The sequence below is a fragment of the Synechococcus sp. BIOS-U3-1 genome (assembly GCF_014279975.1).
Taxonomy (GTDB): Bacteria; Cyanobacteriota; Cyanobacteriia; order PCC-6307; family Cyanobiaceae; genus Synechococcus_C.
The window spans coordinates 1,814,098-1,838,770 of record NZ_CP047936.1 but is presented as its reverse complement, the minus strand read 5'-3'; the positions used below and the strand labels follow the sequence as shown (position 1 = coordinate 1,838,770).

Here is a 24,673-nt window from a genome sequence, read left to right as displayed (position 1 = left end):
GTAAAGCTATGGATCTTTGTCGGTTGCGCTACCGCATGTGTTGGGGCGCTGACCTGGGAGCGCACAGTTCTTTAGATCAGTCCCTGACAGGGTGATCAGCAGGGCTTATCAGGTTCACTACGGACTGTGATCCCGGCAAAGCCCATTAGCTCTTGACGGGTCGCCCATTGGCAGAGCAGTCTCATCGGCGAACATCCCCCCCTATTCCCGGTAGGTAATGGCAAACGAAACCATGGGCATCGCTCTCGGCATGATCGAGACACGCGGCCTCGTTCCTGCGATCGAAGCGGCTGACGCCATGACCAAGGCTGCCGAAGTGCGCCTGATCGGTCGTGAGTTCGTCGGTGGCGGTTATGTCACCGTTCTGGTCCGCGGCGAAACTGGTGCTGTGAATGCTGCTGTGCGTGCTGGCGCCGATGCCTGTGAGCGCGTTGGCGACGGCCTCGTAGCTGCTCACATCATCGCTCGCCCCCACCGTGAAGTGGAGCCTGCGCTGGGCAACGGCAACTTCCTTGGTCAGAAGGACTGAGATCGACTGAGCCTCTATGAAATTTGAGGTTTCAACGACTTACCCGCCTTCAACGACTTAACGGACTTTTCTTATGAGCAAGAAGTACGACGCAGGGGTAAAGGAGTACAGAGACACTTACTGGACTCCTGATTACGTCCCCCTCGACACCGACCTGCTGGCCTGCTTCAAGTGCACCGGCCAGGAGGGAGTTCCCAAGGAAGAGGTAGCCGCTGCTGTGGCTGCTGAGTCCTCAACTGGCACCTGGTCCACTGTGTGGTCCGAGCTCCTCACTGATCTCGACTTTTACAAAGGACGTTGCTATCGCATCGAAGACGTCCCTGGTGACAAGGAGGCGTTCTATGCCTTCATCGCCTACCCACTCGATCTGTTCGAAGAGGGTTCCATCACCAACGTTCTGACCTCATTGGTCGGCAACGTTTTTGGTTTCAAGGCTCTGCGTCACCTGCGTCTTGAAGATCTGCGCTTCCCGATTGCCTTCATCAAGACCTGCTACGGCCCCCCGAACGGGATTCAGGTCGAGCGCGACCGGATGAACAAGTACGGCCGTCCTTTGCTGGGTTGCACCATCAAGCCGAAGCTCGGCCTGAGCGGTAAGAACTATGGCCGTGTGGTCTATGAGTGCCTTCGTGGCGGTCTGGACTTCACCAAAGACGACGAGAACATTAACTCCCAGCCTTTCCAGCGCTGGCAGAACCGTTTCGAGTTCGTCGCCGACGCCATCAAGCTGTCTGAGCAGGAAACCGGCGAGCGCAAAGGTCACTACCTCAATGTGACTGCCAACACTCCCGAGGAGATGTACGAGCGCGCTGAGTTCGCTAAGGAACTCGGTATGCCGATCGTGATGCATGACTTCATCACCGGTGGCTTCACCGCCAACACCGGTTTGTCGAAGTGGTGCCGCAAGAACGGCATGTTGCTGCACATTCACCGTGCCATGCACGCGGTGATCGACCGTCACCCCAAGCACGGCATTCACTTCCGCGTACTCGCCAAGTGTCTGCGTCTGTCGGGCGGTGACCAGCTCCACACCGGCACCGTTGTCGGCAAGCTGGAAGGTGATCGTCAAACCACCCTCGGCTACATCGATCAGCTGCGCGAATCATTCGTGCCTGAAGATCGCAGCCGCGGCAACTTCTTCGATCAGGACTGGGGTTCCATGCCTGGTGTGTTTGCAGTTGCTTCCGGTGGCATCCACGTCTGGCATATGCCTGCACTGGTGGCGATCTTTGGTGACGATTCCGTTCTGCAGTTCGGTGGTGGTACCCATGGTCACCCCTGGGGCTCCGCTGCTGGCGCTGCTGCTAACCGTGTGGCTCTAGAGGCCTGCGTCAAAGCACGTAATGCCGGTCGCGAGATCGAGAAAGAAAGCCGCGACATCCTTATGGAAGCCGGCAAGCACAGCCCTGAGCTGGCGATCGCCCTCGAGACCTGGAAGGAGATCAAGTTCGAGTTCGACACCGTCGACAAGCTCGACGTTCAGAACTGATCGCAACCACGGCCGGTTGACTTAACCGGCCACATTTTTTACTTCTACCCAGGATCCCCATGCCTTTCCAGAGCACCGTGGGTGACTACAAAACAGTCGCCACCCTGGAGACCTTCGGCTTTCTTCCGCCGATGACCCAGGACGAGATCTACGACCAGATCGCTTACATCATTGCCCAGGGCTGGAGCCCGCTCATTGAGCATGTCCATCCCAGCAACTCCATGGCCACTTATTGGTCTTATTGGAAGCTGCCCTTCTTTGGTGAGAAGGACCTCAACGTTGTAGTGAGTGAGCTCGAGGCCTGCCATCGGGCCTACCCCGACCACCACGTGCGCATGGTCGGTTACGACGCCTACACCCAAAGCCAGGGTGCCTGCTTCGTGGTTTTCGAAGGTCGCTGATCCTTCGAACCTTTGGTTCAGAGCCCTGATTTCAGTTCAGGGCTCCAGATTTATTTCGGGGGCATCAGCCCCTTGCTCTTCGACGACTTCACCGGGCGGACATGGCAAGACTTTCCAGTCGAGAACTCGCACTTGAGCGCCGCAAAGCGCTGACGACCTCGGGTAAAAAGGCGTCTGCTGCTGCCGTGGCTAATAGCCGGGTGCGCACATCGACCGATGCCCGTCCTACTCGTACGGAAGTCACTGCAGTGAACGAGCCAGCGGTGACTGCACCTGTTGCGGCGGCGCCGCAGCGTGCGGTCTCTTTGACCCGGACTGCCTCCACTCCACGCAGTTCCCAAGTGAAGGCTCAGCGCAATCCCAGCCGTGATCTTGTGCTGTCCCGTCGCGAAGCCTTGTCTCGCCGCGGCAAGACCTCCGCATCCAGCAGCGACCGCAACCGTGCTGATGTGGCTCGCAAAGCAGCAGCTACTCCTGCAGCGGTTGTTGCTCCTGAAAAAGTCGAGCGCCCCGCCGTCACCGTCGAGCTGACCTCGCGCTCCGGTGATCGTCGTGCTGGTCTTGAGCGCCGTTCGGTGACCCCCAAAAGGCGATCCATCGAAAATCCCAGTCGTGCTCTTGTGTTGGCTCGTCGTGATGCCATGTCAAAGCATGGCAAAACCGCAGGTAAGCAGCCCACCAGTGCTGCAGCGGTAGCCCGTCAGGCCAATCCTGATCTCTCCAGCCGAGAGATTGCGCAACAGGTGCGTGAGTTGCGGGCGAAAGCCGGTGCCATTACCAAGCACAACGCTGGGGTCACCCGTCCCAGCGGCCCCAATCGCCACGGCGCCAAGCAGGCTGCCGCCGCAGATGCTCACTGGAAAGTGGGAGAAAGCACCACACCCGCTGGCCAGACCGTGACCGGTACTCAGGCCAACCGCTCATTGAAGACCACCGGCAACGAGGCCAGCACCTGCCGCTCAATCACCGGCACTGAATATCTCGGTGCTGAAGTCTTCCAGACATTCTGTCAGCAAGCTCCAGAGCCAACTACACCCGCCAAGGTGAGAACGACATCGACGAGTCATGGAAATCGCGTGACTGGTAATGAAGTCGGTCGATCAGGCAAGGTCACCGGCGATGAGCCGGGCACTTGCAAAAATGTGACAGGCACGGAATATATTTCCGCCAATCAGTCCGCTGCCTACTGCGGTGGTTCCAACCCATCCCCTCGCAAGGTCGGTCACAGCCTCACCCTTGAGGGCCGCCCAGTGAGCGGTGTGATGGTGGGCCGTTCCGCCAGCGTGACCGGCGATGAAGCTGGTGCCAATCGCAGCCTCACCGGAGATCAGTATCTCGGTTCAGACCCCCTTCCCGATGGTCGACCAGCCGCGAAGGTTGGTCTATCCGCAACCCTCTCAGGTACTGGCGTAACCGGCACTTTGGTCGGTCGTTCTTCCCAGGTGACTGGTGATGAGTTCGGATCCTGTCACCGTGTGACCGGTGACCAGTACCTCAGCGCTGAGCAGTTCAATGGCTTCTGCGGTGCAAAACCTGAACCCGAGGCGGCCAAGGTCGGTTACAGCATCACCAATCGCAATCAGGTTGTTAGTGGTACCCGTACGGGTCGTTCCGAGCGCGTGACCGGTGATGAGCCCGGCAGTTGTCAGGCCGTGACCGGTACTCCTTACGCCGGCCTCGAGCAGGCAGGTCAGCATTGCGGGACCCCTGCTGTCCAAGCGATCAGAGAACGCACACCTATGCGTCCGGGTACACCTTCCGCCGCCATGACCGGCATCCAGCCTGGTGTGGGGGGAGTGATGACCGGTGATCAGCGTGGTGCCTGTGAAGCCGTTACCGGTACTCCTTACGTGGGTGCAGACCAGTTGGCTGCAGCCTGTGGTGCAGAGGCTCCAGCCGGCACCGATACGCATGGTCAATCTCCTGAAGGTGCTGCCTGGACTCGTTTCAGCGTGATGTCACCAGCTCGTGCAGCTCAGCAGCAGCGTGATGCGCAGGGTTCTGTCACTGGCACCGCCTATGAGAACGGCAATCGCATCACCGGCCCTTTTGACATGGCCGGCGGCAAGGTCACCGGCACCGAACAGTTCCGCTTTGACAATCGCGACTTTCAACGCCGCCACTTTCAGCCCACGGTGGCTGTTGTCAGTGAACCGGCTGATGAGCCCACGTCCCGAGTGACAGGCGAGGGCTCCTCCACCAAGGTGACTGGAGATGACTGGGACCGTGGCGAGCATGTCACCGGTACCGAAGGTGCTTCTGCCCGTCGGCGCAACCCCACCCGTCCTGGTCCGATGGGGGCCATGGCTCCCTTCGAGCGCAAGCGAAATGAGCAAGCCGAGTGGCCCGTCTGCCGTGTGACCGGATCCCATGGCAACACCGACAAAGGCTCTCTGATCACCGTCTCCGGCGGAGCAAGGGGCTAATTCGCGAATGGTTCGCTCCATGCCTTCCCGTGGCGGGCGACCTTTAGCGCCCACCGCTCCCACTCGTCGCCAGCTCCAGGCCTCACTGGTTCAGGACACTGCCAATGCAGAATCTCTCTCCTCAGGCGAGGTCCGCTCGCCGGCGGGCAGCACAGTGCGGCAGTCGGCTCTTCAGCGTCGCCAAGCACTGACCACATCTGGTAAGTCTGCTGTGTTGAAAGGAGGTTCCGTATCAGGCGGACGCATCCGTTCCCAAGCAGACCGCCGTCGCTCAACTCCACAGCAGCCCGGACGGCTGAAGCGTGGAGAGCCCAGGACATCGGTCGAGGTCAATCTCAGCAGAACATCCCTTCCCTGGTCGGTGCAGTCCCATCCGCTGACCGACCAGTCGGCCAATGAACACCTCAAGGCCTATGAGCTTGAGGTGAAGGGTCGCTTTGATCGGATCGTTCCTCTCCTGAAGCGGGTTTCTGCTCTTCAGCACGAACCCGACTTCCTGGCGCAAGCTCAACGGCTTGCACGCGCAGAGCTTGGTTTCGATCTTCCGGATCACATCCTTGAAAAGTCGTGGGTGAGACCTCTTGATATGCGTGCTCTGTTTGCATGGTGCGTCTTTCAGTCTCACCAGCTGTTTAGTGAACGGTTTTTCCAGGACGACCCCCTAGAAGCTGCTTCAGGCAGTCGAGCTTCGGAGGAATTCAATGCCTTTCTTCTCGATTGCGGTTTTCATCTTCTGGACGTCACGCCCTGCGCTGATGGTCGCTTGGCTCACACGATCGCTTACGCGTTGAGGATTCCTTTCAGTGCTGTGCGCCGTCGCTCCCATGCCGGAGCGATGTTTGATGTTGAGAACACTGTCAATCGCTGGATCAAGACCGAACATCGCCGTTTCCGGGAGCAAGTGCCGAATGGGGCGCAATCACCCACCCGTTATCTGAAGGTGGTGGCCTATCACTTCAGCTCGCTCGATCCAACGCATCAGGGTTGTGCAGCTCATGGCAGCGATGACGCTCTGGCTGCGGCCTCAGGTCTTCAGCGTCTGCATGACTTTCGTGAAGCTGTTGAAAACAGCTTCTGCTGTGGTGCTTCTGTTGATCTGCTTTTAATCGGACTGGACACCGATACCGATGCCATTCGTGTTCATGTCCCTGATCAGAACGGTGAGATCCGACTGGATCAGTGGCTCTGTGCCAGATCGCTTTACGACAGCACCGCTCCGCTGACGGTGCAGCAGGCGATGGATGCCGTCCAGGCCGCTGTTCAGACCCACATGTCATCACCTCCCGATGAAGGCATGGTGCGGTTCATTACACGATTGCTGGTCAGCAATATCTCCCAGCAGGACTACGTTCGATCTCTGCATCACGGTGCCTATCCCGATGCCGGTCATGCAGAGCGCTTCATCGGTGTCGGCATCGGTTTTAAGGAGGTGCATCTGCGCAACCTCACTTATTTCGCTCACCTCGACACCGTTGAACAAGGCGCACCAGATCTTGATGTCGGCGTGAAAATCTTCAAGGGGCTCAATGTCGCCCGCGATCTGCCGATTCCGGTCGTGGTGCGTTTCGACTATTCCGGCAAGGTGCCAGGTGCACGGGAGCGTGCCATCGCTGATTGCCATCGAATTCAGAAGGCCATCGACGAGCGCTATACAGCGCTCGTTAGCGAAGGACTTCTCCACACGCTTCTCACAATCCGTGACCGTGACCAGCCGCTGCCGGCGGTGGCGGTAGGTTCCACACTCGATCCCGTCCAGCAGGAGGCTCACTGACCATGCTGATTGTCAAGGTCCTCAAGCCGCTCGTTTCAACCAACCGGATTCCGGATTTCGAGCACAAACATCTCCAGGTGGTTTTGGACGGCAGTACCAAGAAAGTGGCCGTGGATGCAGTCGGCGCCAAGCCCGGAGACTGGGTGATCTGCGTGAGCAGTTCCGCCGCCCGTGAGGCTGCCGGCAGCAAGTCATACCCGAGTGACCTCACCATTGTTGGAATCATTGACCACTGGGAACCCGATCCACCCAAGCCGTCGTCAGCAGACCCTTCTGCTCCCGCTACCTCCAAGCCATCTCCCAAGCCAGGAGCCAAGACCTGATGGAGATCATGCAGGTGATGGGAACCCTGGTTTGCTCCTACCGCCTGGCAGGGTTGGATCACATGCACCTGCGCATTCTCAGAAATAACAAGGGCAAGAAGCTTGTTGCTGTTGATCCTGTTGGAGCCCGAGAGGGCAACTGGGTGTTCACCGCCAGTGGTTCTGCAGCTCGTTTTGCCTGCCCAAACAGTTCTGTGCTGACGGATTTGACCATCGGTGGAATCATCGATCACTGGATGCCGGATGGATAACTGATCACATCCCTTCCCTCCACTGCATCCGTCCGAAACCTCTCCCATGGCATCCCCAGCTCCCCGTCGTCGCTCTTCTGCTGCTGCAGCTTCGACCACATCAGTGACCGCCAAGGCCTCAGGTCAGGCCTCCGCTGGGGCCTCCGCTAGCCCTGCATCGAAAGCCGTGTCTTCTACATCTGAGCCTGCAGCCTCCTCGACCACTGTCGATGTGACTCCCGTCGCCAGCAGTCGCTCCGCAAGCACCCGTCGCAGCACGACCGCGAGGTCTGCCCCTAATCGTGCAATGGCGGCAAGGTCCGGCAGTAGTCGTCGCGCCGCGTCGTCCTCAGGCTCGTCTGGGTCCGGACGTGCCTCCAAGTCCGTCGCTGCTGCTCCCGAGCCCCCCGTGAAGGGAATTGCCCTCGGCATGATCGAAACCCGAGGCATGGTGCCAGCCATCGAGGCTGCCGACGCTATGACGAAGGCCGCCGAAGTGCAGCTGATCAGTCGTGAATATGTCGGTGGTGGTTACGTCACAGTCATGGTTCGCGGTGAGACCGGTGCCGTGAACGCTGCAGTACGTGCAGGAGCTGATGCTTGCGAGCGTGTCGGTGACGGCCTCGTTGCCGCTCACATCATTGCTCGCCCCCACCAGGAGGTTGAGCCTGCTCTCTTGCCAACCAATGTGCGAAGGCGAAGTTGATCAATAACGTTTCTCTGCATCATTTCGGACTAGATTCCCCGGCCAACCCGCATCACAACGGCCCTTAAGGTCTCGTTGCTTTTGACTCCAGCTCTTTCGCTGCCTCTTCAGACCGCCTGGTTGATTCCGCTCTATGGATTCGCTGGAATGCTGGTATCCCTCCCTTGGGCCTTCGGATGGTTCCGCAGAGACGCCCATCGGCCGCCGGCGTACCTCAACATCCTGTTGACCCTGCTGGCCGTGGTTCACGGCAGTCTTGTGCTCAGGGATGTCATGGCCAATGGTCCTGCCGTGATTGGCATGCCATGGCTGTCTGTGGGTGATCTCAATCTTGAAATCAGCTTCGGTCTTTCTCTCACCAATGTTTCAGCCCTTGAGCTGATCACCGGTCTGAGCCTTCTTTCCCAGATTTATTCGTTGGGGTACCTCGACAAGGAATGGGCCCTGGCTCGCTTCTTTGCCTTACTTGGCTTTTTCGAAGGTGCCATGTCGGGTGTTGTGCTGAGCGATTCGCTGTTCCAGAGCTATTTCCTTCTGGAAATGCTGACCCTCTCGACCTATCTGCTGGTGGGCTTTTGGTATGCCCAGCCGCTGGTGGTCACCGCCGCTCGTGACGCATTTCTGACCAAGAGAGTTGGTGATGTGATGCTGTTGATGAGTGTGGTGGCCCTGACGGCATGGTCTGGAGTCACAAGCTTCGATGATCTATACAGCTGGTCGGCTCAGGACACTTTGACCCCTTTAGCTGCGACACTTCTCGGCCTCGGACTGGTCGCTGGACCAACGGGTAAGTGCGCTCAGTTCCCTATGCACCTTTGGCTTGATGAGGCCATGGAGGGACCGAATCCCGCGTCAATTTTGCGCAATTCCGTCGTGGTCACCTGTGGTGCAATCGTGCTGCTGAAAGTCATGCCCTTGCTGCAGCACGCGCCCGTCACGCTTGTAGTGCTTCAGGTGATCGGCACAATCAGCGCCATCGGCGGTTCCCTGGTCTCCATCGCCCAGGTGGATATCAAGCGGACGCTGTCTTACTCCACTACGGCCTATTTAGGTCTGGTGTTCATTGCCATTTCTCTGCAGGTGCCCGTGCTGGCACTGCTGCTGCTCTATGCCCACGCGGTGTCGAAGGCTCTTCTGTCGATGAGTGTCGGTGGGGTGATCGCCTCGACCAACTGTCAGGACATCACCGAGCTTGGTGGTCTGGGCAGTCGGATGCCCGCGACCACAGGTGCCTTTTTAGTTGGTGGCGCTGGGTTGGTCGGATTGCTTCCCCTCGGTGGATTCCTCTGCCTGGCACAGGCTGTGGAATTGGTCGGTGCCAGAGCAGTGGTGTTCGTGCCGGTTTTCCTGATCACCAATGCCCTGACAGCATTGAACCTCACCCGGGTGTTCCGCCTGGTGTTCCTTGGTCCGTCGCTCGCAAAGACGCGCCGGGCGGCGGAGATCAACTGGCAAATGGCGTTGCCAATGGTCGCGCTCACCGTGATTGTGGTGCTGACGCCGTTCCTGCTGATCCGTCTGGAATCCCTCGATGGTCTGCTGGCCTTTCCTTTCTGGGCCGCTGCTCTTGTGGTCTCCAGTGGTGCTGTCGGTTTGCTGGCCGGGGCCCTCGTTCCGCTTAACAAAGCCTGGTCACGCTCACTCAATCCGATTCTTCGTTGGTTTCAGGATTTGCTCGCCTACGACTTTTACACCGAGCGTTTTTACCGAGTCACCATCGTCAATGTGGTGGCCACCTTCTCGCAGCTCGCCGGCTGGTTTGACCGCAATGTGGTTGATGGCGTGCTGCACGGTCTCGCACGCTTTTCACTATCGAGTGCAGAAGGCCTGAAGCTGAGCATCAGCGGTCAGACCCAGTCGTATGTGCTGACCGTGATCGGCGCCATCGTGCTGCTGCTCATGTCTCTGAGCTGGGTTCTGCAGTGAGGTCATCATGCTGACTCTTCTTCTTCTGATCCCCTTCCTCGGAGCATTGCTGATCAGTGTTCTGCCAGGTTCAGGCAGCTCCGATATTTCCGAGAGTGTCGGTCGCAGCCGTACCTTCACCCTTGTCATCCTTACTGTTCAGTGCCTGCTCAGTTTTGGTCTGCTGATCCCCTTTTCGGCGGTCGAGCCCGGACAGCAACTGGTGGAGATCCTTCCCTGGCTTCCTCAGATGGGGCTGGAATTCAGCCTTGGTGTTGATGGTCTGTCGCTCCCGCTTGTATTGATGAACGGGGTGCTCTGTCTTGTGGCAGCAGCTGCTTCTCGCTCGGTTGAGAATCGCCCACGTGTTTATTTCGCTCTTCTGCTGGTGATCAGCGGAGCTGTGAATGGAGCTTTTCTCGCTCAGAACCTTCTGCTCTTCTTCCTGTTCTATGAACTGGAACTGATTCCGCTTTGGCTGCTCATCGCCATCTGGGGTGGCGCTAACAGAGCCTATGCCTCCACCAAGTTCCTGATCGTCACGGCCGTGTCCGGTGTTCTGATCCTTGCGGCCTTCCTCGGGATCGCCCTGGTCACGGGGAGCGTTGATTTCGGAATCCGGCCGATCCTCACGACTCAGATGGGACTGACCAGCCAGCTGGTGCTGATGACCTGCCTGCTCATCGGCTTCGGGATCAAGATTCCCCTCTTCCCCTTCCACACCTGGCTGCCAGATGCGCACACCGAGGCATCCACCCCTGTTTCAGTGTTGTTGGCCGGGGTGTTGCTCAAGCTGGGCACTTACGGCCTTCTGCGTTTCTGCCTTGGCCTTTTCCCGGAGGCTTGGTCCGTCGCAGCTCCATGGCTGGCTGGCTGGGCTGCTGTTTCGGTGCTGTACGGATCGCTGGCAGCCATCGCCCAGTCCGACATGAAGAGAATGGTGGCCTACAGCTCTGTGGGTCATATGGGCTACGTGCTGCTCGCCGCGGCTGCGGCTACCCCCCTCGCGTTGATTGGCGCTCTGTTCCAGATGGTCAGCCATGGCCTGATCTCAGCAGTTCTTTTCCTCGCAGTTGGGATCGTGTACGAGCGCACCGGCACCCGCGACCTGAATGTGTTGAGGGGGCTGCTGAATCCTCAGCGTGGTCTGCCACTCACCGGCACATTGATGATTATCGGTGTGATGGCCAGTGCAGGCATCCCCGGCATGGCCGGCTTCATTTCTGAATTCCTGGTGTTTAAGGGCAGTTTCGAGATGTTCCCTGTGGCCACCCTCCTCTCCATGGTCGGCTCAGGCCTCACGGCCGTGTATTTCCTTCTGCTAGTCAACCGCGCCTTTTTTGGGCGTCTTGCGGTGGCTCCTGGTGCCAATCAGAATCCGAGAATTCTCAATCAGGTTCCCTTCTCTCAGCATATTCCGGCACTGTCGATGTCCTTACTCATCCTTCTGCTGGGTATCGTCCCCAACCTGCTCGTGGGCCTTAGCCAGCCAGCCACCGCCCAGCTCAGTGAACTCGCCACACTGGTCCAGCCTGGAGGGCTTTCATGACCACCACTGCCCGACCTCAAGCCACCGAACCCACGCTCCCCGATCAGGAGGAGTTGATCAGGCGTCTGCTCTCGGATGCCCCTCTGTTGGCTGACACTCCTGATCATCTGCTGCAGGTGGTCAATGTGCTTGAGAGCTATGGGCTCGTGTTGGACGCCTACAGCTGCAATCTTGTGTATCAGGGCAAGACACAGCTGCTCAACCCGTTCCCGGTGTTCCGCTTCTTCCACGAAGGGTTTACTGCCAAGCGCTTCTGGGAGCACCTAAAGGGTGATCGCATCAATTTCGAATATGCCGAGTACTGCCAGAAGGCGATGTTCTGGCATGGCACCGGTGGGATGGATGCTTATTTCGATTCAGAGCCGTTTCAGGTTGTGTGTCGCCGCGTGATCTCCCTGCGCTCTAAGCGGGATCCGCTTCTGCGTCTGGTGAACACTCTTTATCCGGGATTCGCTCCGGAGGCGATTAGGTCGATGACAACGATCTATGCACTTGGTCTGTTCTGGCGAGTGATGAGTGACATTTTCATTGATTTGGCACGCCGCTATCGCATCGGTGAAGTGGCCTGTGTCCTTGATGTGGTTCACCACATCCGTGATGGCCTCGTGGCCGCCGCAGGTAATCCCATCACCTATGAGGTCATGGTGGGTGGTGAGTCCGTCTCGGTTCTCCCCCCAGAAGCAGGTCTGACTTTTCTCGTGGATGTTGCCGTTCCCTATGTGGAGGCGGTGTTCTTTCGAGGCATGCCATTTTTGGGGACGGTGTCCTACAACGCCCAGGCCCGTCAGATCGCGGCCGACCAGAGCCTGTTCAAATACGGAGCTCTTTACGCTGACCCCCTGCCGAGCATGGGGGCTGGAATTCCTCCCAGCCTCTGTATGTCAGACATGTACCGGAATCTTCCCGAGGAGCTCAGCCGCTGGTATGACCATCACGGCCGTGCCCAGGCTGATGCCCATGTTCAGATCTGTATCAGCTTCCAGAAGTCGATGTTCTGTGTCACCAACGCTGCGATCGCCGGAACGATGCCCAATCCCCTTGACACGCAGGATCCCGAGCAACAGGCGGCCAATCATGCTTATGCATCTGCATGGTCAGAACGCCTGATGGGCTGTCAGAGGGGCGCTCTCCTTTAAGTTTCGATAGGCCTCGAGGTTGTCGATGGAACCTTGGAATGAACGCAAACGTCCTGTCTGTCTGGAAAAGAGATTCGAGTTCGACAGCTACAGCTCCACCCGTGATTTTCTGGATCGGCTGGGTGAGTTCAGCGAAGTGCGCAAGCGCTACCCCGACATCAGCTTTGGGAAAACCTATGTGAACATCACCCTGCGCCCCAATGAGGATGCGGAGGACGCGACGCTCACTGATTTAGATCACGCCTTCGCAGCGGCGATTGATGGACTCATCGATTGATCTTGAAGCCAGTTTCATGGCTTCGGGAGTTGGAGAGGTTCTTGAGCACCTGGATACCGAGCTGATCGGTCTGCTGCCAGTCAAAACGAGAATCCGTGAGATCGCCGCTTTGCTGTTGGTGGATCAGGCTCGGCAGTCCCTGGATTTGGTGAGCAAAGCGCCAAGTCTGCATATGTCGTTCACCGGTCAACCTGGGACTGGAAAAACAACTGTTGCGCAGAAGATTTCGCAGATTCTTCATCGCCTCGGCTACTTGCGCAAAGGCCATGTGATCACCGTGACCAGGGATGACCTTGTTGGTCAATATGTGGGGCACACGGCCCCGAAAACCAAAGAGATGATCAAACGTGCCCAGGGTGGCGTTCTGTTCATTGACGAGGCTTATTACCTCTACAAACCTGGAAATGAACGAGATTTTGGTGCTGAAGCGATTGAGATTCTTCTGCAGGAGATGGAGAGCCAGCGCAATGATCTTGTGGTGATCTTTGCCGGTTACAAAGACCGGATGACAGCTTTTTATCAATCCAATCCAGGACTTTCTTCAAGAGTTGCTCACCACATTGACTTCCCTGATTACAGCCAGAGTGAATTGATGGCAATCGCAGAACTGTTGCTGGAACAACAGCAGTACCGATTTAGCGACGCAGCGGTCGAAGCCTTCAACAGCTACATCAGCCGGCGGCGTCAATTGCCCTTCTTCGCGAATGCACGCTCAGTCCGCAATGCTCTCGATCGTCTGCGACTGCGGCATGCCAACCGCTTGTTCTCACGTCGAGATCAACCTCTCAGTCGTGAAGCTCTGATCACCATTGAAGCAGCGGACGTTTTCGCTAGTCGTGTCTTCCAGGGGGAAGTGGAGGGAGCCGATCCTTCTAGGCCACTGACCGACGTAGCTGAATGAGCTTTCTTCTTCAGCTCGGCTTGCATTAAGCAATGCTCACCTAGGAGTGGGTTGCTCTAGATCTCGTCGGATCAGCGCCATCAGGTAGGAGGGCGCTTTATAGCGACCAGGCAAGCAGCGGTTCAGGGTTTCCAGATGGCCCCAGCACACGGTTTTTTCAATGTCCTTCACCTCGCGTCCTTCTTTGAGAAGCCGTCGTAATGCCTTGCAGTACAGGGGATAGCCCGCTTCCAGTTCGCCGATGGTCAGCTTGGCCTGGGCCATGAAGGTCGCTCGGTTCATCTCTAACCTATGAAACCGCCGGATCACTTCATCCGAGCCAGGCGATGCAATCGATCTCCACCTTGGAGCCCTTGGGTAGTGCTGCCACCTGAACGCAGGCCCTTGCAGGGCTCACACCGCTTCCGAACATTTCGGCATAGATCGCATTGACCGCTTGAAAGTCGGCGAGATCAACGAGGTACACGGTTGTGCGAACCACTTTGGCGGCCTCTGTTCCCGCAGCGTTCAGGACGGCCTTCAAATTGCGCAGCACCTGTCTCGTTTCCGCTTCCACATCGCCGCCGCCCACCATTTCTCCGGTGGCAGGGTCAAGAGGGATCTGGCCTGAGCAATAAAGCCATTCGCCAGCCTGCACAGCCTGGTTGTATGGCCCTACCGGAGCCGGTGCGTCAGCGGTGGTGATGGCCTGATGGGTGGTAGTCGACATCAAAAGGGATCACAATGGGACTGCATTTTCGCGCTTCGTGTCGATGGAGTCCCTTCCGGTCGAGATCGACGGTCTCTGGCACAGCTATGGCGCTTCCGGAGCGGAGTGGACTCTTCAAGACATCAATCTCAGCCTGCAAGGCGGCGAACTCGTGGGGTTGCTGGGCCCCTCTGGATGCGGCAAGACCACGCTGCTCAGACTGATCGCCGGTTTCGAGACTCCAGTCCGCGGAAGCATTCGCCTTCATGGCAGCGAGGTGGCCAGCCCCCAGCGGTCCCTCGCCGCCGAACGCCGTGGAGTGGGCATGGTGTTTCAGGACTATGCCCTTTTTCCTCACCTCAATGGTTGGGACAACACCTGTTTCGGTCTTCGCCGCGGGCAGGACACCAGTCGAGCGGCTTGGTTGCTCGAACTACTGGGTCTGGAACGGTTGAAAGAGCGTTATCCCCATGAACTCTCAGGCGGTCAGCGTCAACGCCTTGCCTTAGCGAGGGCTTTGGCACCGGCCCCGTCGGTGGTGCTGCTCGATGAACCCTTCTCCAACCTTGATGTAGAGGTTCGGCTGCGCCTTCGCAGTGAACTGCCTTCAGTCCTCAGTGCTTGCAATACCAGTGGCGTTCTGGTCACCCATGATCCTGAGGAGGCTCTGGCAATCTGCAGTCGAGTGGCTGTTCTGCGCGACGGGCGTTTGCATCAATGCGCCAGTCCGAAGGATTTGGTGGAGTCACCGGCAACCCCCTTCGTGGGCAGCTTTGTTCTCCAGCGCAATGTTCTGCCGGTCTGGAACGATGTCGGCAGCGGTTGCCTGCGCTGCCCCTTGGGTGACTTGGAGAGGCCTGGGGGTCTTCAGGCTGATTCCCTGCCTGAGGAGGCAACGGTTCTGGTTGCTCCCGAAGCGATCGCACTGCTGGAGGATTCCAATGGTGGGGATCAGGTGGTGGGGCGTGAGTTTCTGGGCCACAGCTGGATGTACAGGGTGAAGAGCGGAGATCGCCAGCTGCGGCTGCTGAGACCTTTATCTGAGGACTATGAACGGGGCCAAAACTGTCGTTTGGTTTTGCAGCCTGATTCATCGGTTCTGTTGCATCCTCAGCGACGTGTTCTGCTCACCAAAGCCTGCTGAGCTTGTCTCAGCCGCTCCAGCTGTCTTTGTGAAGCCTGAGTTCCCGCAATTCCTGGACTGAGCCAGCGCGGAGAAACAGATTGGTGCGGCGCTCCTCGCCCATGGTGCTTGGCAGGGAAAGACCTCCATGGCTGCGGAGTTTTCGTACCGTGATCAGACGTGCAGCGATCGCCTGATCATCCGGTCTGAGGGAATGGGCCCAGCGCAGGTTGCCTTCGGTGTATTCGTGAGCGCAATGCACGATGGTGTCGTCCGGGAGATCCTGTAAGCGCTTCAGGGCCAGGTGCATGTCCTCGGCTGATCCTTCGAACAGGCGTCCGCAGCCTGCTCCGAACAGGGTGTCGCCGCAGAACAGCACAGGCGTCGGAAGTTCGGGGGAGCAACCCTGGGGAAGGATGTAAGCCAGATGTGCTCGGGTGTGGGCTCGAACGTCGATCACGTTGACGGGCTGTCCAAGCAGCTCGAGCTGCATTCCCGGTTCCACCGACATCGTCTGGAAAGGGATCCGCTTTCGGTCGGCGGCGGCGGCGATGACGGCAGCTGAAGGCCAGTGGCGCAATAGATCGGGAGTGCCACCAATGTGGTCTGCGTGGTGATGGGTTTGCAGGACGGCTGTGAGTTCCAGCTTGTGACTCACCAGCCATTGCTTCACTGGTTCGGCGACGGCTGGATCGACCACCACTGCCTCGCGTCCCCTTGTCCAGACCCAGACAACGTTGTCCTGCAGGACTGGCAGTGGCTTGATTCCGTCGCTCTTATAGGGGTGGCCCATCGTTAAAGTTTTGGGCGATGCAAGCTTCCATGATCACCGTTGCACTGGCCAAGGGCGCGCTGCTGCGGGACTCCGTGGAACGTTTCAGAGTTGCCGGTCTTGATTTTTCGGCAGTGCTGGATCCCGACAACCGCCAGCTGATGGTGCCTTCGGCCTGCGGCCGTGCCCGAGCTCTGCTGGTTAGGAACGGTGATGTGCCGGTTTACGTGGCCTACGGGCAGGCACAGCTCGGTGTAGTCGGTTACGACGTGCTGCGTGAGCACCAAATGCCTGTGGCGCATCTGGTTGACCTCGGTTTCGGTGGCTGCCGCATGTCCGTTGCTGTGAAATCCAGCAGTGGTTATCAGAGGCCCACCGACCTGCCGCCCCATTGCCGTGTGGCCAGCAAATTCACCCGCTGTGCAAGACAGTATTTCGATTCAATTGATCTCCCCGTTGAGCTGGTGCACCTGACTGGATCCGTTGAGCTTGGTCCGATCACTGGGATTGCCGAAGCGATTGTTGATCTGGTCGCCACAGGGCGAACCCTCAAAGACAATGGTTTGGTGGCGATTGAGGACCTCTTCCACACCACCGCCCGACTGGTGGGCCATCCGCTTTCGTTGCGTTTGGACCAGGGAGAACTGCAACAGGTCATCGAGGCGATGGATGCTCCCAAGAGGGAGATGGTGAGAACGAGTTGATGGCCGGTTCTGATCTTCAGCGCATCAGTCGGCTGGGGCGTTACCTCGGACGCGACCGTCGTCGTCTGCTTCTCACCCTGGTTCTACTCATTCCGGTGGCGCTCGCCGGCGCGATCCAGCCGTTGCTCGTGGGACAGGCCATCTCGATTCTGCGCACTGTGTCGGGTGCCACCAATGAAGCGGTCGCTCCAATTCTTCAGCCATTGGACAGCACGTTGGCCCTGCGGCTGATCATTGTTGCTTTGCTGATTTCCGTGCTGGTGCGTCTGGCTCTGCAGGGAGTGCAAAGTTTCAACATCCAATCGGTGGGCCAGCGACTCACGGCCAGAATCCGCCGCGATCTTTTCGCCCATGCGATGGATCTCTCCCTGCGGTTCCATGACCGCATGCCAGTAGGCAAGTTGCTCACGCGTCTCACTAGTGATGTCGATGCGCTGGCTGAGGTGTTTGGTAGCGGTGCTGTTGGCGTTTTGGGTGATCTGGTCACGCTCACCGTGATCGCGGTGACCATGTTGTTGATCGAATGGCGACTGGGACTTCTGCTGCTTGTGTCTCAGGTTCCCGTGACCCTGGTTGTGCTCTGGCTGCAGGGTCGCTACCGCAAAGCGAACTACCGGGTGCGTGAGGAGCTGTCGCAGCTGAATGCAGATTTTCAGGAAAATTTGCAGGGTCTGGACGTGGTTCAGATGTTTCGTCGTGAGGCCTTCAACGGCGCTCGTTTCCAACGAACCGGCTTGGCCTATCGCGAGGCGGTGAATGGAACGATTCTGTTTGACAGCAGCATCTCCGCATTCCTGGAGTGGGTTTCTCTCGGTGCGGTGGCGATTGTGCTGGCTCTGGGTGGCTGGATGGTCAGCTCCGGGGCAATGGGGCTGGGCATCCTCACCACATTCATTCTTTATTCGCAGCGTCTGTTTGATCCACTGCGGCAGATGGCCGAGCGTTTCACTCAGATTCAGGGTGGGCTGACTGCTGTTGAGCGAATCGGAGAACTGCTCGAAGAGCCACTGGAAATTCGAGATCACACCCGTGCGGGCTCCGCCAACACTCAGGACTCAACTGCTGAGGGCGCCTCACCGGCTCCTCTTCAGGTGATGCCCTCGTCTCGCGGCGAAGTGGTGTTTGAAGGTGTTCATTTCGCCTATCGGCCTGATGAGCCGATCCTTCAGGATCTGAGCTTCCGACTGGCGCCAGGAGAACATGTGGCGCTGGTGGGTCCCACTGGGTCTGGAAAGACCACCGTGATCCGCTTGCTCTGCAGGCTCTATGAACCACAGCAGGGCCGCATCCTTCTCGATGGACGCGACATCCGCAGTCTTTCCCTGCCTGATCTCCGTCGCCAGCTCGGGGTGGTCCTGCAAGACACCTTTTTGTTCAGTGGCAGCGTCGGTGACAATCTGCGTCTCGATCGGGATATCGATGACAAGCAGCTCAAGGAGGTTTGCAGGGATCTTGGCCTCAGCACACTGCTCGGAAGGCTTCCTCAGGGGTTGGACACGGAGCTGCGCGAGCGTGGGGGCAATCTCAGCTCAGGCGAACGTCAGCTGCTTGCCGTGGCACGTGTGGCGATCCGAAACCCCAATGTCCTCGTGATGGACGAAGCCACCGCCTTCATGGATCCTTCCACGGAAGCAACCTTGCAAAGGGACCTTGACCGCTTACTTGAGCGTCGAACAGCTGTGGTGATCGCTCACCGTTTGGCCACCGTTGAGGCTGCAGATCGGATCCTCGTTCTGCGTCGTGGCCGTTTGATCGAGCAGGGAACCCATCTTCAATTGCGAGCTCAGGGCGGTCTCTATGCCGAACTCGCTGAGCTTCAGGAACGTGGCTTAGCCAGGCTCTGAGCCTCCACCCAGCTGGACAGAAGGTCGCTCAGAACCTCGGGCTTCTCTCGCATCGGTAGGTGGCCACACCCAGAGATTTGGCGATAGTCATGACCAGGGCTGTAAGCCGCTAAGTGACGCACATAACCAGGTTCCATGACTTGATCGTTTTCACCACTGATCCAAAGGCTGTCGACTCCCAGATCCGACACCAACCCAGGTAGATCTCGAACTGCGCCTCGACTGGTGCTGTTGACCAGCAGTCCGCGGGCAGCACGACGCTCGGCCTTGAACGGTCCTAGCTCTCCAATGGGCGCTGGGAGCTGAGCCAGGACATCCGGACGCAGCTCAAGAATTAGTTTGCCGAAGCTGCGCAGTCGACGAAAGGGCCGCGGCTGATAGATCCCACCTCCGGCTGCCAGTAGAACAACGCCCAATAAGCCTGTCTGTTGCTGTTGTCGCAGCGTCGCTTCGGCATGCAGCACCACGCTGCCGCCGAGTGAATGGCCCAACAGCACGAAAGGACGTCCGTTCGCCCTCTGAACGGCTTCCTCCGCCAGCCAGCGGCCGTAAGCGGACAGGTTGGGCAGCAGTCCGGAGGGGCGCTCTGCATCACCGAAGCCGGGGAGATCAGGACACCAGAGATCGATCTCTGGGTGGCGTTCTTTCCAGCATGCAGAGAAAGGCGACCAGACCTGCTTGCTCAAAAGCCAGCCATGAACAGCAATCAGCAGTTGACTTGCAGGCATCAGTGCAGAACTTGCCTACCTACCTTGCCGCCCTTTTCGCCTTCCGTGCGCCAGGATCGTCAGACTGCAGCATCGTCAGTGATCGACGACCCTTCCCTTACGCCAGAGACACTGCAAGTGATGTACGGCGATCAGGCGAAGCTGTGTGCGACCCCTGCCAGCCAGCTCACTTTGGTCTTCAGTCAGCACCGACCGTTTGATCTGGTGGAGCTGGAGCAGCTGCTTGAAGCGGTGGGCTGGAGCCGGCGACCTGCACGAAGGGTTCGCAAGGCCCTCGACAACAGCCTGATCCGAGTTGGTCTCTGGCGCCACGATGCCCGGATTCCGCGACTGGTTGGCTTCGCGCGCTGCACAGGCGACGGGGTGCTTGAAGCGACCATCTGGGATGTTGCTGTTCACCCCCTTTACCAGGGCTCTGGTCTCGGCAGTCAGCTCATGGATTACATCCTTGATGCGCTGCGAGCATTGGGGACTGAACGCGCCACGTTGTTTGCCGATCCAGGAGTCCTGCCCTTCTACAAACGTCTGGGCTGGGACCTGGAACCCAATGGTCACCGCTGCGGTTTCTGGTACGCGAACTGAGTTCCGTAGTAATCCGCCGCTAGCCGCTCTGCGGACTCTCCCTGTCTCCAGCGCCTGCGCAGCCTTGCATTGCGCCAGCTGCGTTGCATCACTCCGTCGCTCTGCCAACGTCGGCCATCGGTGGTCAGCGGCAGACCGATCCGCCTGAGATCAGTGATGCGGCTCAGGCGCTCCACCAGATCCAGATCCTCCATCAGCGGCAGCTCGGCAAAGCCGCCGCTGCGGTCATAAAGCGTGCGATGCAGCAGTAGTCCCTGATCGCCGTAAGGACGTTGCAGCCAGCTGCTGCGCAAGGCCACAGCCTGCTCCAGCAGGCGTCGCGCTGCTGTGGAGGGAGTGATTCGAAAGTCGAAATACCAGGCTGCAGCTTCTGCTTCTGAAGAGGTTTGCAGCAGTGGTCTGATCTCCCTGAACCATCGCAGGGGCAGGCGGCTGTCCGCATGCAGGAACAGCAACCAGTCGCTACTTGCCTGAGCCGCTGCAGTGCGCAGTTGACGGCCACGGCCAGCGGGATGAACCTTGATGAGATAAGCACCTGCTAGGCAAGCGATCTCCGGCGTTGCATCGTTGCTCCCCCCATCAGCTAGCAAGATCTCCAGTTCGCTTCCACCCTGCTGTAAGTCCGCCAGCAGCAGTGGCAGTCGTTCTGCTTCGTTCAGGCAGGGAATCACCACGCTCAGGGCCGCTGGAGTGTTCATGCCAGCCACCCCTCCAGATCCTCGAGCTCGTCGATGTCATTGCGTGCGTCGAGTTGTGCAGGCGTCAGACCGCGTTGGCAGGCACGCTGCCAAGTGAGCTGGAAGACCTGATCGCTCCCCCAAGGGATCGAATGAAAGGGCCAGCGGGGTGTTCCAGTCGCCGTTGCCCCCAGACCAAAGAGCCAGTAACCACCGTCCCTTGATGGTCCGATCACTAATGGTGAGTGGCGCAGAAGCTCGATCGCCCTGATCAGGTCTCTTGGAGCAAGGTCGGGAAGATCCGTGCCAATCAGGATCACGGGAGCACTGGGGTCAATGGAACGTGCCCGCAGTACCTCCCTGCGCATTCGGTTGCCGAGGTCTCCACGGCCCTGTGCGCTGACGCTGGCCTCAGGCACTGAGGCGAGCCAGCGGCGCCAGGCTCTTGGGCCAGCGCCGCTGATGGCGATGTGCAGTCGCAGCGTTCCCTCTCTGGCGAGTGCCTGTGCCACCGCCAAGGTGTGACTGATTAACCGAGCCTGTATCCCTGCGGCCTGAGAAGCACCCAGCTTGCTTGCAAGACGGCGTTTGCAGCGCCCGCTGGCAGGCCAGCGGGTCATCACCACCAGGATGGGCCTGGTCATCGGATCAGCACGCAAGGGATCACTGCTGCCGTGGGAGCTCCTCAGGTTTCACCATCAGCTCAAGGCTTTCGCCATCGCGCTCAACAAGGATGGGCATCGCCTCGTCAACGCGACCCCGGTCGACTGCCAGCTGCACCTGGGACGGGTCCTGCACCTTGGTGCCGTTGACTTCTCGGATCAGGTCGCAGGGGCGGATTCCTCCCGCTGCTGCAGGGCTGTTCTCCACCACTTCGATCACTACTACGCCGTTCAATTCAGGCACCTTGCATAAGTTGCTATTGGCCGCGGCATTGATCTCCTTGGCCAATTGGGGCGTCAGGCTTTGGAGGCGGACTCCAATGAAGGGGTGAGACGCCTGGCCGGTGCTGATGATCTGCTGGGCGATTCGCTTGGCCAGGTTGATCGGGATGGCAAAACTCAGGCCGGCGCCGGGAGCTTTCTTGATAGCAGTGTTGATGCCGATTACCTGGCCAGCGGCATTGATCAGCGGTCCGCCACTGTTACCCGGGTTCACGGCCGCATCCGTTTGGATGTAAGGCACTCTCTGCCCTTCCCCTATGGCATTGGTGCGATCCACGGCGCTGATGATGCCAGCAGTCACCGTGTTGTTGAGGCCTAGAGGATTGCCGATGGCGATGGCCCATTCCCCGGGCTTGAGATTGTTGGAATTTCCAAGGGGAGCGACCGGCAGTTTGTCGGCAACCACACGCACCACAGCGATGTCCGTGAGTGGGTCACTGCCGAGAACGCGACCACTGAAGCTGCGACCGTCTGGCAGCGTCACCGAGACCTGGTCCGCACCCTCCACAACATGTGCGTTCGTGAAGATCAGGCCATCGGAACGCGTAATGAATCCGGACCCCTGTCCCGCCTGTTGCTGTATGGGGGCTCTGCCGCCAAACAGGTTGCCGAGCGGGTTGACCACACGTTTCACCGTGTCGATCCGCACCACTGAGGGGCCGACCCGATCCACCGCTTCAACAATGATGTTTTTACCCGGTTGAAGGGGGGCTGAGCGAGGGCCATCGCTCACCTCCGGCAAGGGGTCGCTGGCGGGGGCCTGATCAAGTCCGATGCGCTGCTTCCAGTCGGTTCCGCAGCCGCTGAGACTGGAGCCGATGAGGCCGACGCCGATGAGCATGAGTGCTCGCTGCAGGGGACGCTGGATGGCGGAGGCCATGAAGATGTGTGATGTCGTCAGCACCTCATTAAAGACGGACCGATCGGCCTGGGGTGCGTAGATTCAGCCACCGTGAATCGGAGGATGCAGTGCTGACGGGCAGTGAGCTTTGGAGCAAGGTTCAGCAGGCCCTTCAGAGCAACCTCAGCAAGCCAACCTTCGAGACCTGGATCCGCCCTGCCCAGTGCAGCGGATTCCGGGAAGGGACTCTCACATTGCTGGCGCCTAACAGCTTTGCCAGCAACTGGTTGCGTAAGAACTATGCGAGCACCATCGCGGATGTGGCCGGTGAGATCACTGGTCAGCCTGTGACGGTGTCGGTTCTGGCGCGTGATGCTGAGGAGCTTCCGGCCGGCTCTGCAACGGCAGGTGTCACCGCCGCACCTACGGCGCCAGCGGTGCCGCCCCCGCTGGCGCCGCCAACCCCGGCTACGAGGGCTCCCCGTCGTCTCCCGGGGCTGAACATGCGGTACGTGTTCAACCGATTCGTTGTGGGGCCTAATAGCCGCATGGCCCATGCCGCTGCCCTTGCTGTTGCCGAGGCCCCCGGGCGCGAATTCAACCCGCTGTTCATCTGTGGAGGTGTCGGCCTTGGTAAGACCCATCTCATGCAGGCCATCGGTCATTACCGCTTAGAGATCGATCCTGAGGCCAAGGTGTTTTATGTCTCCACCGAGACTTTCACCAACGACCTGATCGTGGCGATTCGCAAAGATGGGATGCAGGCCTTTCGCGATCGTTACCGGGCCGCTGATCTCATCCTTGTTGATGACATCCAGTTCATCGAGGGCAAGGAATACACGCAGGAAGAGTTCTTCCACACGTTCAATGCGTTGCACGAGGCCGGTCGACAGATCGTGATCGCGAGTGATCGCCCTCCCAGCCAGATTCCCCGACTGCAAGAACGTTTGATTTCGCGCTTCTCCATGGGTTTGATTGCTGACATCCAGGCCCCGGATCTTGAGACGCGCATGGCGATTCTTCAGAAAAAGGCCGAACAGGAACGTGTTTCTCTGCCGAGGGATCTGATTCAGTACATCTCTGGTCGTTTCACCTCCAACATCCGCGAGCTGGAAGGAGCGCTAACAAGAGCGGTCGCTTTCTCTTCGATCACTGGGATGCCGATGACCGTTGAATCGGTTGCTCCCATGCTGGATCCCAGCGGCCAGGGTGTTGAAGTCACATCTCAGCAGGTGATCGACAAGGTGTCGGAAGTCTTTGGGGTGACTGCGGATGACATGCGCAGCAGCAGCCGTCGCCGGGCGGTCAGTCAGGCCCGACAGGTGGGCATGTTCTTGATGCGTCAGGGCACCGGGCTCAGCCTTCCGCGGATCGGTGAAACCTTCGGAGGAAAGGATCACACCACGGTGATGTACGCCATTGGTCAGGTGGAGAAGAAGCTCGGCACTGATCCACAGCTGGCCAGTCAGGTGCAAAGGGTGCGTGATCTGCTGCAGATTGATTCACGTCGCAAGCGCTGAAGACTTTTTGTTCCACAGCCTTCAGCCTCAGTACATCGGCTCGAAGATCTCCATTTGAATCACTCCAACCATCTGATGGATCGGATTCGGCCCTGCCGGAACGGCCGTTAACGAGAAGGTGTAGATGTCTTCGGGTGGGTTCACTCCTGTCTGAAAGGCGATCGTGACAACGTCTCCTGGTTTCACCGCTGACTCGAATCGAACGTCGATTGAGCGTGCGTCATGACTGAATTTCGCCTGGACCTCAACGGATTTCCCTTGACGACGTGGAGTGCCAATAAAGGCCTTAACAGGCACAGCTCCGTAATAAAACGCGGGCTGCGCGCCCCGGATCTGTTCAAGATTGATTCCTCCCAGATCAGCTCCAGCACCCCCTGGGAATTCCAGAGTCACGTAGTAAACGGCACAACACTCGAACGCGTACCAGCGGTAATTGGTGAGTTTTGCCTGCGTTGGCACGGCTACAAAACTGGTTTGGCCATCGATCTCCACAGCCTTCGCAGTCGTGGCTGTCATCAGCACAGCTGCTGCCAGAGTTGAGGTCAGGAGACGCATAGGAGTGGGGTGTTTTGTGAATCGTCGAACGGTTGAGGGGAGGGGGCAACAG

The 24,673-nt window shown here is 58.7% G+C and carries 28 protein-coding genes; 18 read left to right on the top strand and 10 right to left on the bottom strand.

All coding sequences use genetic code 11. From position 1 onward, the window contains the following. The first annotated feature begins 217 nt into the window (after window positions 1–217). The 7 genes from SynBIOSU31_RS10010 to SynBIOSU31_RS09980 all read left to right on the top strand — a co-directional run bounded on the left by SynBIOSU31_RS10010 (window position 218) and on the right by SynBIOSU31_RS09980 (window position 7,190). Entirely contained in the window at window positions 218–529 is a 312-nt protein-coding gene (locus tag SynBIOSU31_RS10010) for a BMC domain-containing protein (protein WP_006169870.1), read from the top strand. A gap of 73 nt (window positions 530–602) precedes the next feature. Next, complete coding sequence (locus tag SynBIOSU31_RS10005; protein WP_186489651.1) at window positions 603–2,018, top strand: form I ribulose bisphosphate carboxylase large subunit; 1,416 nt, start codon at window positions 603–605, stop codon at window positions 2,016–2,018. 59 nt (window positions 2,019–2,077) lie between these two features. Further along, window positions 2,078–2,419, top strand: a complete 342-nt coding sequence (locus SynBIOSU31_RS10000; RefSeq protein ID WP_186489650.1) for a ribulose bisphosphate carboxylase small subunit — start codon at window positions 2,078–2,080, stop codon at window positions 2,417–2,419. A gap of 101 nt (window positions 2,420–2,520) precedes the next feature. Further along, on the top strand, window positions 2,521–4,845 hold the full coding sequence (csoS2, locus tag SynBIOSU31_RS09995; protein WP_186489649.1) for a carboxysome assembly protein CsoS2: 2,325 nt from the start codon (window positions 2,521–2,523) through the stop codon (window positions 4,843–4,845). A 7-nt stretch (window positions 4,846–4,852) separates the two neighbouring features. Next, entirely contained in the window at window positions 4,853–6,616 is a 1,764-nt protein-coding gene (locus SynBIOSU31_RS09990) for a carboxysome shell carbonic anhydrase (protein ID WP_186489648.1), read from the top strand. A 2-nt stretch (window positions 6,617–6,618) separates the two neighbouring features. Continuing rightward, entirely contained in the window at window positions 6,619–6,939 is a 321-nt protein-coding gene (locus tag SynBIOSU31_RS09985) for a carboxysome peptide A (RefSeq protein WP_186489643.1), read from the top strand. Next, window positions 6,939–7,190 carry a carboxysome peptide B gene (locus SynBIOSU31_RS09980; protein WP_186489641.1) on the top strand — a complete coding sequence of 84 codons (252 nt, stop codon included), beginning with the start codon at window positions 6,939–6,941 and terminating at the stop codon, window positions 7,188–7,190. The genes SynBIOSU31_RS09985 and SynBIOSU31_RS09980 overlap by 1 nt, the downstream gene beginning before the upstream one ends. Here SynBIOSU31_RS09980 and SynBIOSU31_RS14815 read toward each other — a convergent pair. Together SynBIOSU31_RS14815 and SynBIOSU31_RS14935 are read right to left on the bottom strand one after the other, a co-directional pair. Beyond that, complete coding sequence (locus SynBIOSU31_RS14815; protein ID WP_255477192.1) at window positions 7,169–7,291, bottom strand: hypothetical protein; 123 nt, start codon at window positions 7,289–7,291, stop codon at window positions 7,169–7,171. The two genes, SynBIOSU31_RS09980 and SynBIOSU31_RS14815, sit on opposite strands and share 22 nt — an antisense overlap. Before the next feature lie 22 nt (window positions 7,292–7,313). Beyond that, a complete protein-coding gene (locus SynBIOSU31_RS14935; RefSeq protein ID WP_222930047.1) occupies window positions 7,314–7,601 on the bottom strand; it encodes a hypothetical protein in 288 nt (95 codons plus the stop codon). On the opposite strand from SynBIOSU31_RS14935, the gene SynBIOSU31_RS14930 reads away from it, so the two are divergent. The 6 genes from SynBIOSU31_RS14930 (at window position 7,600) to cbbX (ending at window position 13,643) form a co-directional block, all read left to right on the top strand. Then, a complete protein-coding gene (locus tag SynBIOSU31_RS14930; RefSeq protein WP_370593621.1) occupies window positions 7,600–7,875 on the top strand; it encodes a BMC domain-containing protein in 276 nt (91 codons plus the stop codon). The two genes, SynBIOSU31_RS14935 and SynBIOSU31_RS14930, sit on opposite strands and share 2 nt — an antisense overlap. A gap of 81 nt (window positions 7,876–7,956) precedes the next feature. Beyond that, complete coding sequence (locus tag SynBIOSU31_RS09970) at window positions 7,957–9,801, top strand: NAD(P)H-quinone oxidoreductase subunit F (RefSeq protein WP_186489638.1); 1,845 nt, start codon at window positions 7,957–7,959, stop codon at window positions 9,799–9,801. 4 nt (window positions 9,802–9,805) lie between these two features. Beyond that, window positions 9,806–11,329 carry an NADH-quinone oxidoreductase subunit M gene (locus tag SynBIOSU31_RS09965; RefSeq protein ID WP_186492974.1) on the top strand — a complete coding sequence of 508 codons (1,524 nt, stop codon included), beginning with the start codon at window positions 9,806–9,808 and terminating at the stop codon, window positions 11,327–11,329. After that, entirely contained in the window at window positions 11,326–12,465 is a 1,140-nt protein-coding gene (locus SynBIOSU31_RS09960; RefSeq protein WP_186489632.1) for a CO2 hydration protein, read from the top strand. The genes SynBIOSU31_RS09965 and SynBIOSU31_RS09960 overlap by 4 nt, the downstream gene beginning before the upstream one ends. Before the next feature lie 25 nt (window positions 12,466–12,490). Further along, window positions 12,491–12,742, top strand: a complete 252-nt coding sequence (locus SynBIOSU31_RS09955; protein ID WP_186489630.1) for a 4a-hydroxytetrahydrobiopterin dehydratase — start codon at window positions 12,491–12,493, stop codon at window positions 12,740–12,742. Next, entirely contained in the window at window positions 12,726–13,643 is a 918-nt protein-coding gene (gene cbbX, locus SynBIOSU31_RS09950) for a CbbX protein (protein ID WP_186489628.1), read from the top strand. The genes SynBIOSU31_RS09955 and cbbX overlap by 17 nt, the downstream gene beginning before the upstream one ends. A gap of 36 nt (window positions 13,644–13,679) precedes the next feature. Here cbbX and SynBIOSU31_RS09945 read toward each other — a convergent pair whose 3' ends face one another. Together SynBIOSU31_RS09945 and SynBIOSU31_RS09940 are read right to left on the bottom strand one after the other, a co-directional pair. Continuing rightward, window positions 13,680–13,907 carry a DUF3136 domain-containing protein gene (locus SynBIOSU31_RS09945; protein ID WP_186492973.1) on the bottom strand — a complete coding sequence of 76 codons (228 nt, stop codon included), beginning with the start codon at window positions 13,905–13,907 and terminating at the stop codon, window positions 13,680–13,682. Between the two features lie 46 nt (window positions 13,908–13,953). After that, complete coding sequence (locus tag SynBIOSU31_RS09940) at window positions 13,954–14,352, bottom strand: RidA family protein (protein WP_186489626.1); 399 nt, start codon at window positions 14,350–14,352, stop codon at window positions 13,954–13,956. A 43-nt stretch (window positions 14,353–14,395) separates the two neighbouring features. Between SynBIOSU31_RS09940 and SynBIOSU31_RS09935 the strand changes: the two genes are divergently transcribed. Further along, window positions 14,396–15,475 carry an ABC transporter ATP-binding protein gene (locus SynBIOSU31_RS09935; protein WP_186489624.1) on the top strand — a complete coding sequence of 360 codons (1,080 nt, stop codon included), beginning with the start codon at window positions 14,396–14,398 and terminating at the stop codon, window positions 15,473–15,475. A gap of 7 nt (window positions 15,476–15,482) precedes the next feature. Here SynBIOSU31_RS09935 and gloB read toward each other — a convergent pair whose 3' ends face one another. Continuing rightward, window positions 15,483–16,247, bottom strand: a complete 765-nt coding sequence (gene gloB, locus SynBIOSU31_RS09930; RefSeq protein ID WP_186489622.1) for a hydroxyacylglutathione hydrolase — start codon at window positions 16,245–16,247, stop codon at window positions 15,483–15,485. 29 nt (window positions 16,248–16,276) lie between these two features. On the opposite strand from gloB, the gene hisG reads away from it, so the two are divergent. After that, on the top strand, window positions 16,277–16,930 hold the full coding sequence (gene hisG, locus SynBIOSU31_RS09925) for an ATP phosphoribosyltransferase (RefSeq protein ID WP_186489618.1): 654 nt from the start codon (window positions 16,277–16,279) through the stop codon (window positions 16,928–16,930). After that, on the top strand, window positions 16,930–18,774 hold the full coding sequence (locus SynBIOSU31_RS09920; protein WP_186489613.1) for an ABC transporter ATP-binding protein: 1,845 nt from the start codon (window positions 16,930–16,932) through the stop codon (window positions 18,772–18,774). The genes hisG and SynBIOSU31_RS09920 overlap by 1 nt, the downstream gene beginning before the upstream one ends. On the opposite strand, the gene SynBIOSU31_RS09915 is transcribed toward SynBIOSU31_RS09920, so the two are convergent. Further along, on the bottom strand, window positions 18,747–19,502 hold the full coding sequence (locus SynBIOSU31_RS09915; protein ID WP_186489611.1) for an alpha/beta fold hydrolase: 756 nt from the start codon (window positions 19,500–19,502) through the stop codon (window positions 18,747–18,749). The genes SynBIOSU31_RS09920 and SynBIOSU31_RS09915 overlap by 28 nt on opposite strands. 120 nt (window positions 19,503–19,622) lie before the next feature. On the opposite strand from SynBIOSU31_RS09915, the gene SynBIOSU31_RS09910 reads away from it, so the two are divergent. Continuing rightward, window positions 19,623–20,084 carry a GNAT family N-acetyltransferase gene (locus SynBIOSU31_RS09910; protein ID WP_186492972.1) on the top strand — a complete coding sequence of 154 codons (462 nt, stop codon included), beginning with the start codon at window positions 19,623–19,625 and terminating at the stop codon, window positions 20,082–20,084. On the opposite strand, the gene SynBIOSU31_RS09905 is transcribed toward SynBIOSU31_RS09910, so the two are convergent. Genes SynBIOSU31_RS09905 through SynBIOSU31_RS09895 form a run of 3 tightly spaced genes read right to left on the bottom strand, consistent with a single transcriptional unit; the run spans window position 20,054 to window position 22,585 of the window. Beyond that, complete coding sequence (locus SynBIOSU31_RS09905; protein ID WP_186489609.1) at window positions 20,054–20,782, bottom strand: TIGR04283 family arsenosugar biosynthesis glycosyltransferase; 729 nt, start codon at window positions 20,780–20,782, stop codon at window positions 20,054–20,056. The two genes, SynBIOSU31_RS09910 and SynBIOSU31_RS09905, sit on opposite strands and share 31 nt — an antisense overlap. Beyond that, entirely contained in the window at window positions 20,779–21,405 is a 627-nt protein-coding gene (locus tag SynBIOSU31_RS09900; RefSeq protein WP_186489603.1) for a TIGR04282 family arsenosugar biosynthesis glycosyltransferase, read from the bottom strand. Before SynBIOSU31_RS09900 ends, SynBIOSU31_RS09905 begins: the two co-directional genes overlap by 4 nt. Before the next feature lie 19 nt (window positions 21,406–21,424). Beyond that, window positions 21,425–22,585, bottom strand: coding sequence for a trypsin-like peptidase domain-containing protein (locus tag SynBIOSU31_RS09895; protein ID WP_186489599.1), 1,161 nt, complete (start codon window positions 22,583–22,585; stop codon window positions 21,425–21,427). 53 nt (window positions 22,586–22,638) lie between these two features. On the opposite strand from SynBIOSU31_RS09895, the gene dnaA reads away from it, so the two are divergent. After that, window positions 22,639–24,066, top strand: a complete 1,428-nt coding sequence (gene dnaA / locus SynBIOSU31_RS09890) for a chromosomal replication initiator protein DnaA (RefSeq protein ID WP_255477191.1) — start codon at window positions 22,639–22,641, stop codon at window positions 24,064–24,066. Between the two features lie 27 nt (window positions 24,067–24,093). Here dnaA and SynBIOSU31_RS09885 read toward each other — a convergent pair whose 3' ends face one another. Then, a complete protein-coding gene (locus tag SynBIOSU31_RS09885) occupies window positions 24,094–24,582 on the bottom strand; it encodes a DUF2808 domain-containing protein (RefSeq protein ID WP_255477190.1) in 489 nt (162 codons plus the stop codon). Between the last annotated feature and the right edge of the window lie 91 nt (window positions 24,583–24,673).

Coding starts and splice junctions, on each gene's coding strand:
- SynBIOSU31_RS10010 (WP_006169870.1), top strand. CDS start 218: ATGGCAAACGAAACCATGGGCATCGCTCTCGGCATGATCGAGACACGC.
- SynBIOSU31_RS10005 (WP_186489651.1), top strand. CDS start 603: ATGAGCAAGAAGTACGACGCAGGGGTAAAGGAGTACAGAGACACTTAC.
- SynBIOSU31_RS10000 (WP_186489650.1), top strand. CDS start 2,078: ATGCCTTTCCAGAGCACCGTGGGTGACTACAAAACAGTCGCCACCCTG.
- csoS2 (WP_186489649.1), top strand. CDS start 2,521: ATGGCAAGACTTTCCAGTCGAGAACTCGCACTTGAGCGCCGCAAAGCG.
- SynBIOSU31_RS09990 (WP_186489648.1), top strand. CDS start 4,853: ATGGTTCGCTCCATGCCTTCCCGTGGCGGGCGACCTTTAGCGCCCACC.
- SynBIOSU31_RS09985 (WP_186489643.1), top strand. CDS start 6,619: ATGCTGATTGTCAAGGTCCTCAAGCCGCTCGTTTCAACCAACCGGATT.
- SynBIOSU31_RS09980 (WP_186489641.1), top strand. CDS start 6,939: ATGGAGATCATGCAGGTGATGGGAACCCTGGTTTGCTCCTACCGCCTG.
- SynBIOSU31_RS14815 (WP_255477192.1), bottom strand. CDS start 7,291: ATGTGGTCGAAGCTGCAGCAGCAGAAGAGCGACGACGGGGAGCTGGGG.
- SynBIOSU31_RS14930 (WP_370593621.1), top strand. CDS start 7,600: ATGATCGAAACCCGAGGCATGGTGCCAGCCATCGAGGCTGCCGACGCT.
- SynBIOSU31_RS14935 (WP_222930047.1), bottom strand. CDS start 7,601: ATGCCGAGGGCAATTCCCTTCACGGGGGGCTCGGGAGCAGCAGCGACG.
- SynBIOSU31_RS09960 (WP_186489632.1), top strand. CDS start 11,326: ATGACCACCACTGCCCGACCTCAAGCCACCGAACCCACGCTCCCCGAT.
- SynBIOSU31_RS09955 (WP_186489630.1), top strand. CDS start 12,491: ATGGAACCTTGGAATGAACGCAAACGTCCTGTCTGTCTGGAAAAGAGA.
- cbbX (WP_186489628.1), top strand. CDS start 12,726: ATGGACTCATCGATTGATCTTGAAGCCAGTTTCATGGCTTCGGGAGTT.
- SynBIOSU31_RS09945 (WP_186492973.1), bottom strand. CDS start 13,907: ATGGCCCAGGCCAAGCTGACCATCGGCGAACTGGAAGCGGGCTATCCC.
- SynBIOSU31_RS09940 (WP_186489626.1), bottom strand. CDS start 14,352: ATGTCGACTACCACCCATCAGGCCATCACCACCGCTGACGCACCGGCT.
- SynBIOSU31_RS09935 (WP_186489624.1), top strand. CDS start 14,396: ATGGAGTCCCTTCCGGTCGAGATCGACGGTCTCTGGCACAGCTATGGC.
- gloB (WP_186489622.1), bottom strand. CDS start 16,247: ATGGGCCACCCCTATAAGAGCGACGGAATCAAGCCACTGCCAGTCCTG.
- hisG (WP_186489618.1), top strand. CDS start 16,277: ATGATCACCGTTGCACTGGCCAAGGGCGCGCTGCTGCGGGACTCCGTG.
- SynBIOSU31_RS09920 (WP_186489613.1), top strand. CDS start 16,930: ATGGCCGGTTCTGATCTTCAGCGCATCAGTCGGCTGGGGCGTTACCTC.
- SynBIOSU31_RS09915 (WP_186489611.1), bottom strand. CDS start 19,502: ATGCCTGCAAGTCAACTGCTGATTGCTGTTCATGGCTGGCTTTTGAGC.
- SynBIOSU31_RS09910 (WP_186492972.1), top strand. CDS start 19,623: ATGTACGGCGATCAGGCGAAGCTGTGTGCGACCCCTGCCAGCCAGCTC.
- SynBIOSU31_RS09905 (WP_186489609.1), bottom strand. CDS start 20,782: ATGAACACTCCAGCGGCCCTGAGCGTGGTGATTCCCTGCCTGAACGAA.
- SynBIOSU31_RS09900 (WP_186489603.1), bottom strand. CDS start 21,405: ATGACCAGGCCCATCCTGGTGGTGATGACCCGCTGGCCTGCCAGCGGG.
- SynBIOSU31_RS09895 (WP_186489599.1), bottom strand. CDS start 22,585: ATGGCCTCCGCCATCCAGCGTCCCCTGCAGCGAGCACTCATGCTCATC.
- SynBIOSU31_RS09885 (WP_255477190.1), bottom strand. CDS start 24,582: ATGACAGCCACGACTGCGAAGGCTGTGGAGATCGATGGCCAAACCAGT.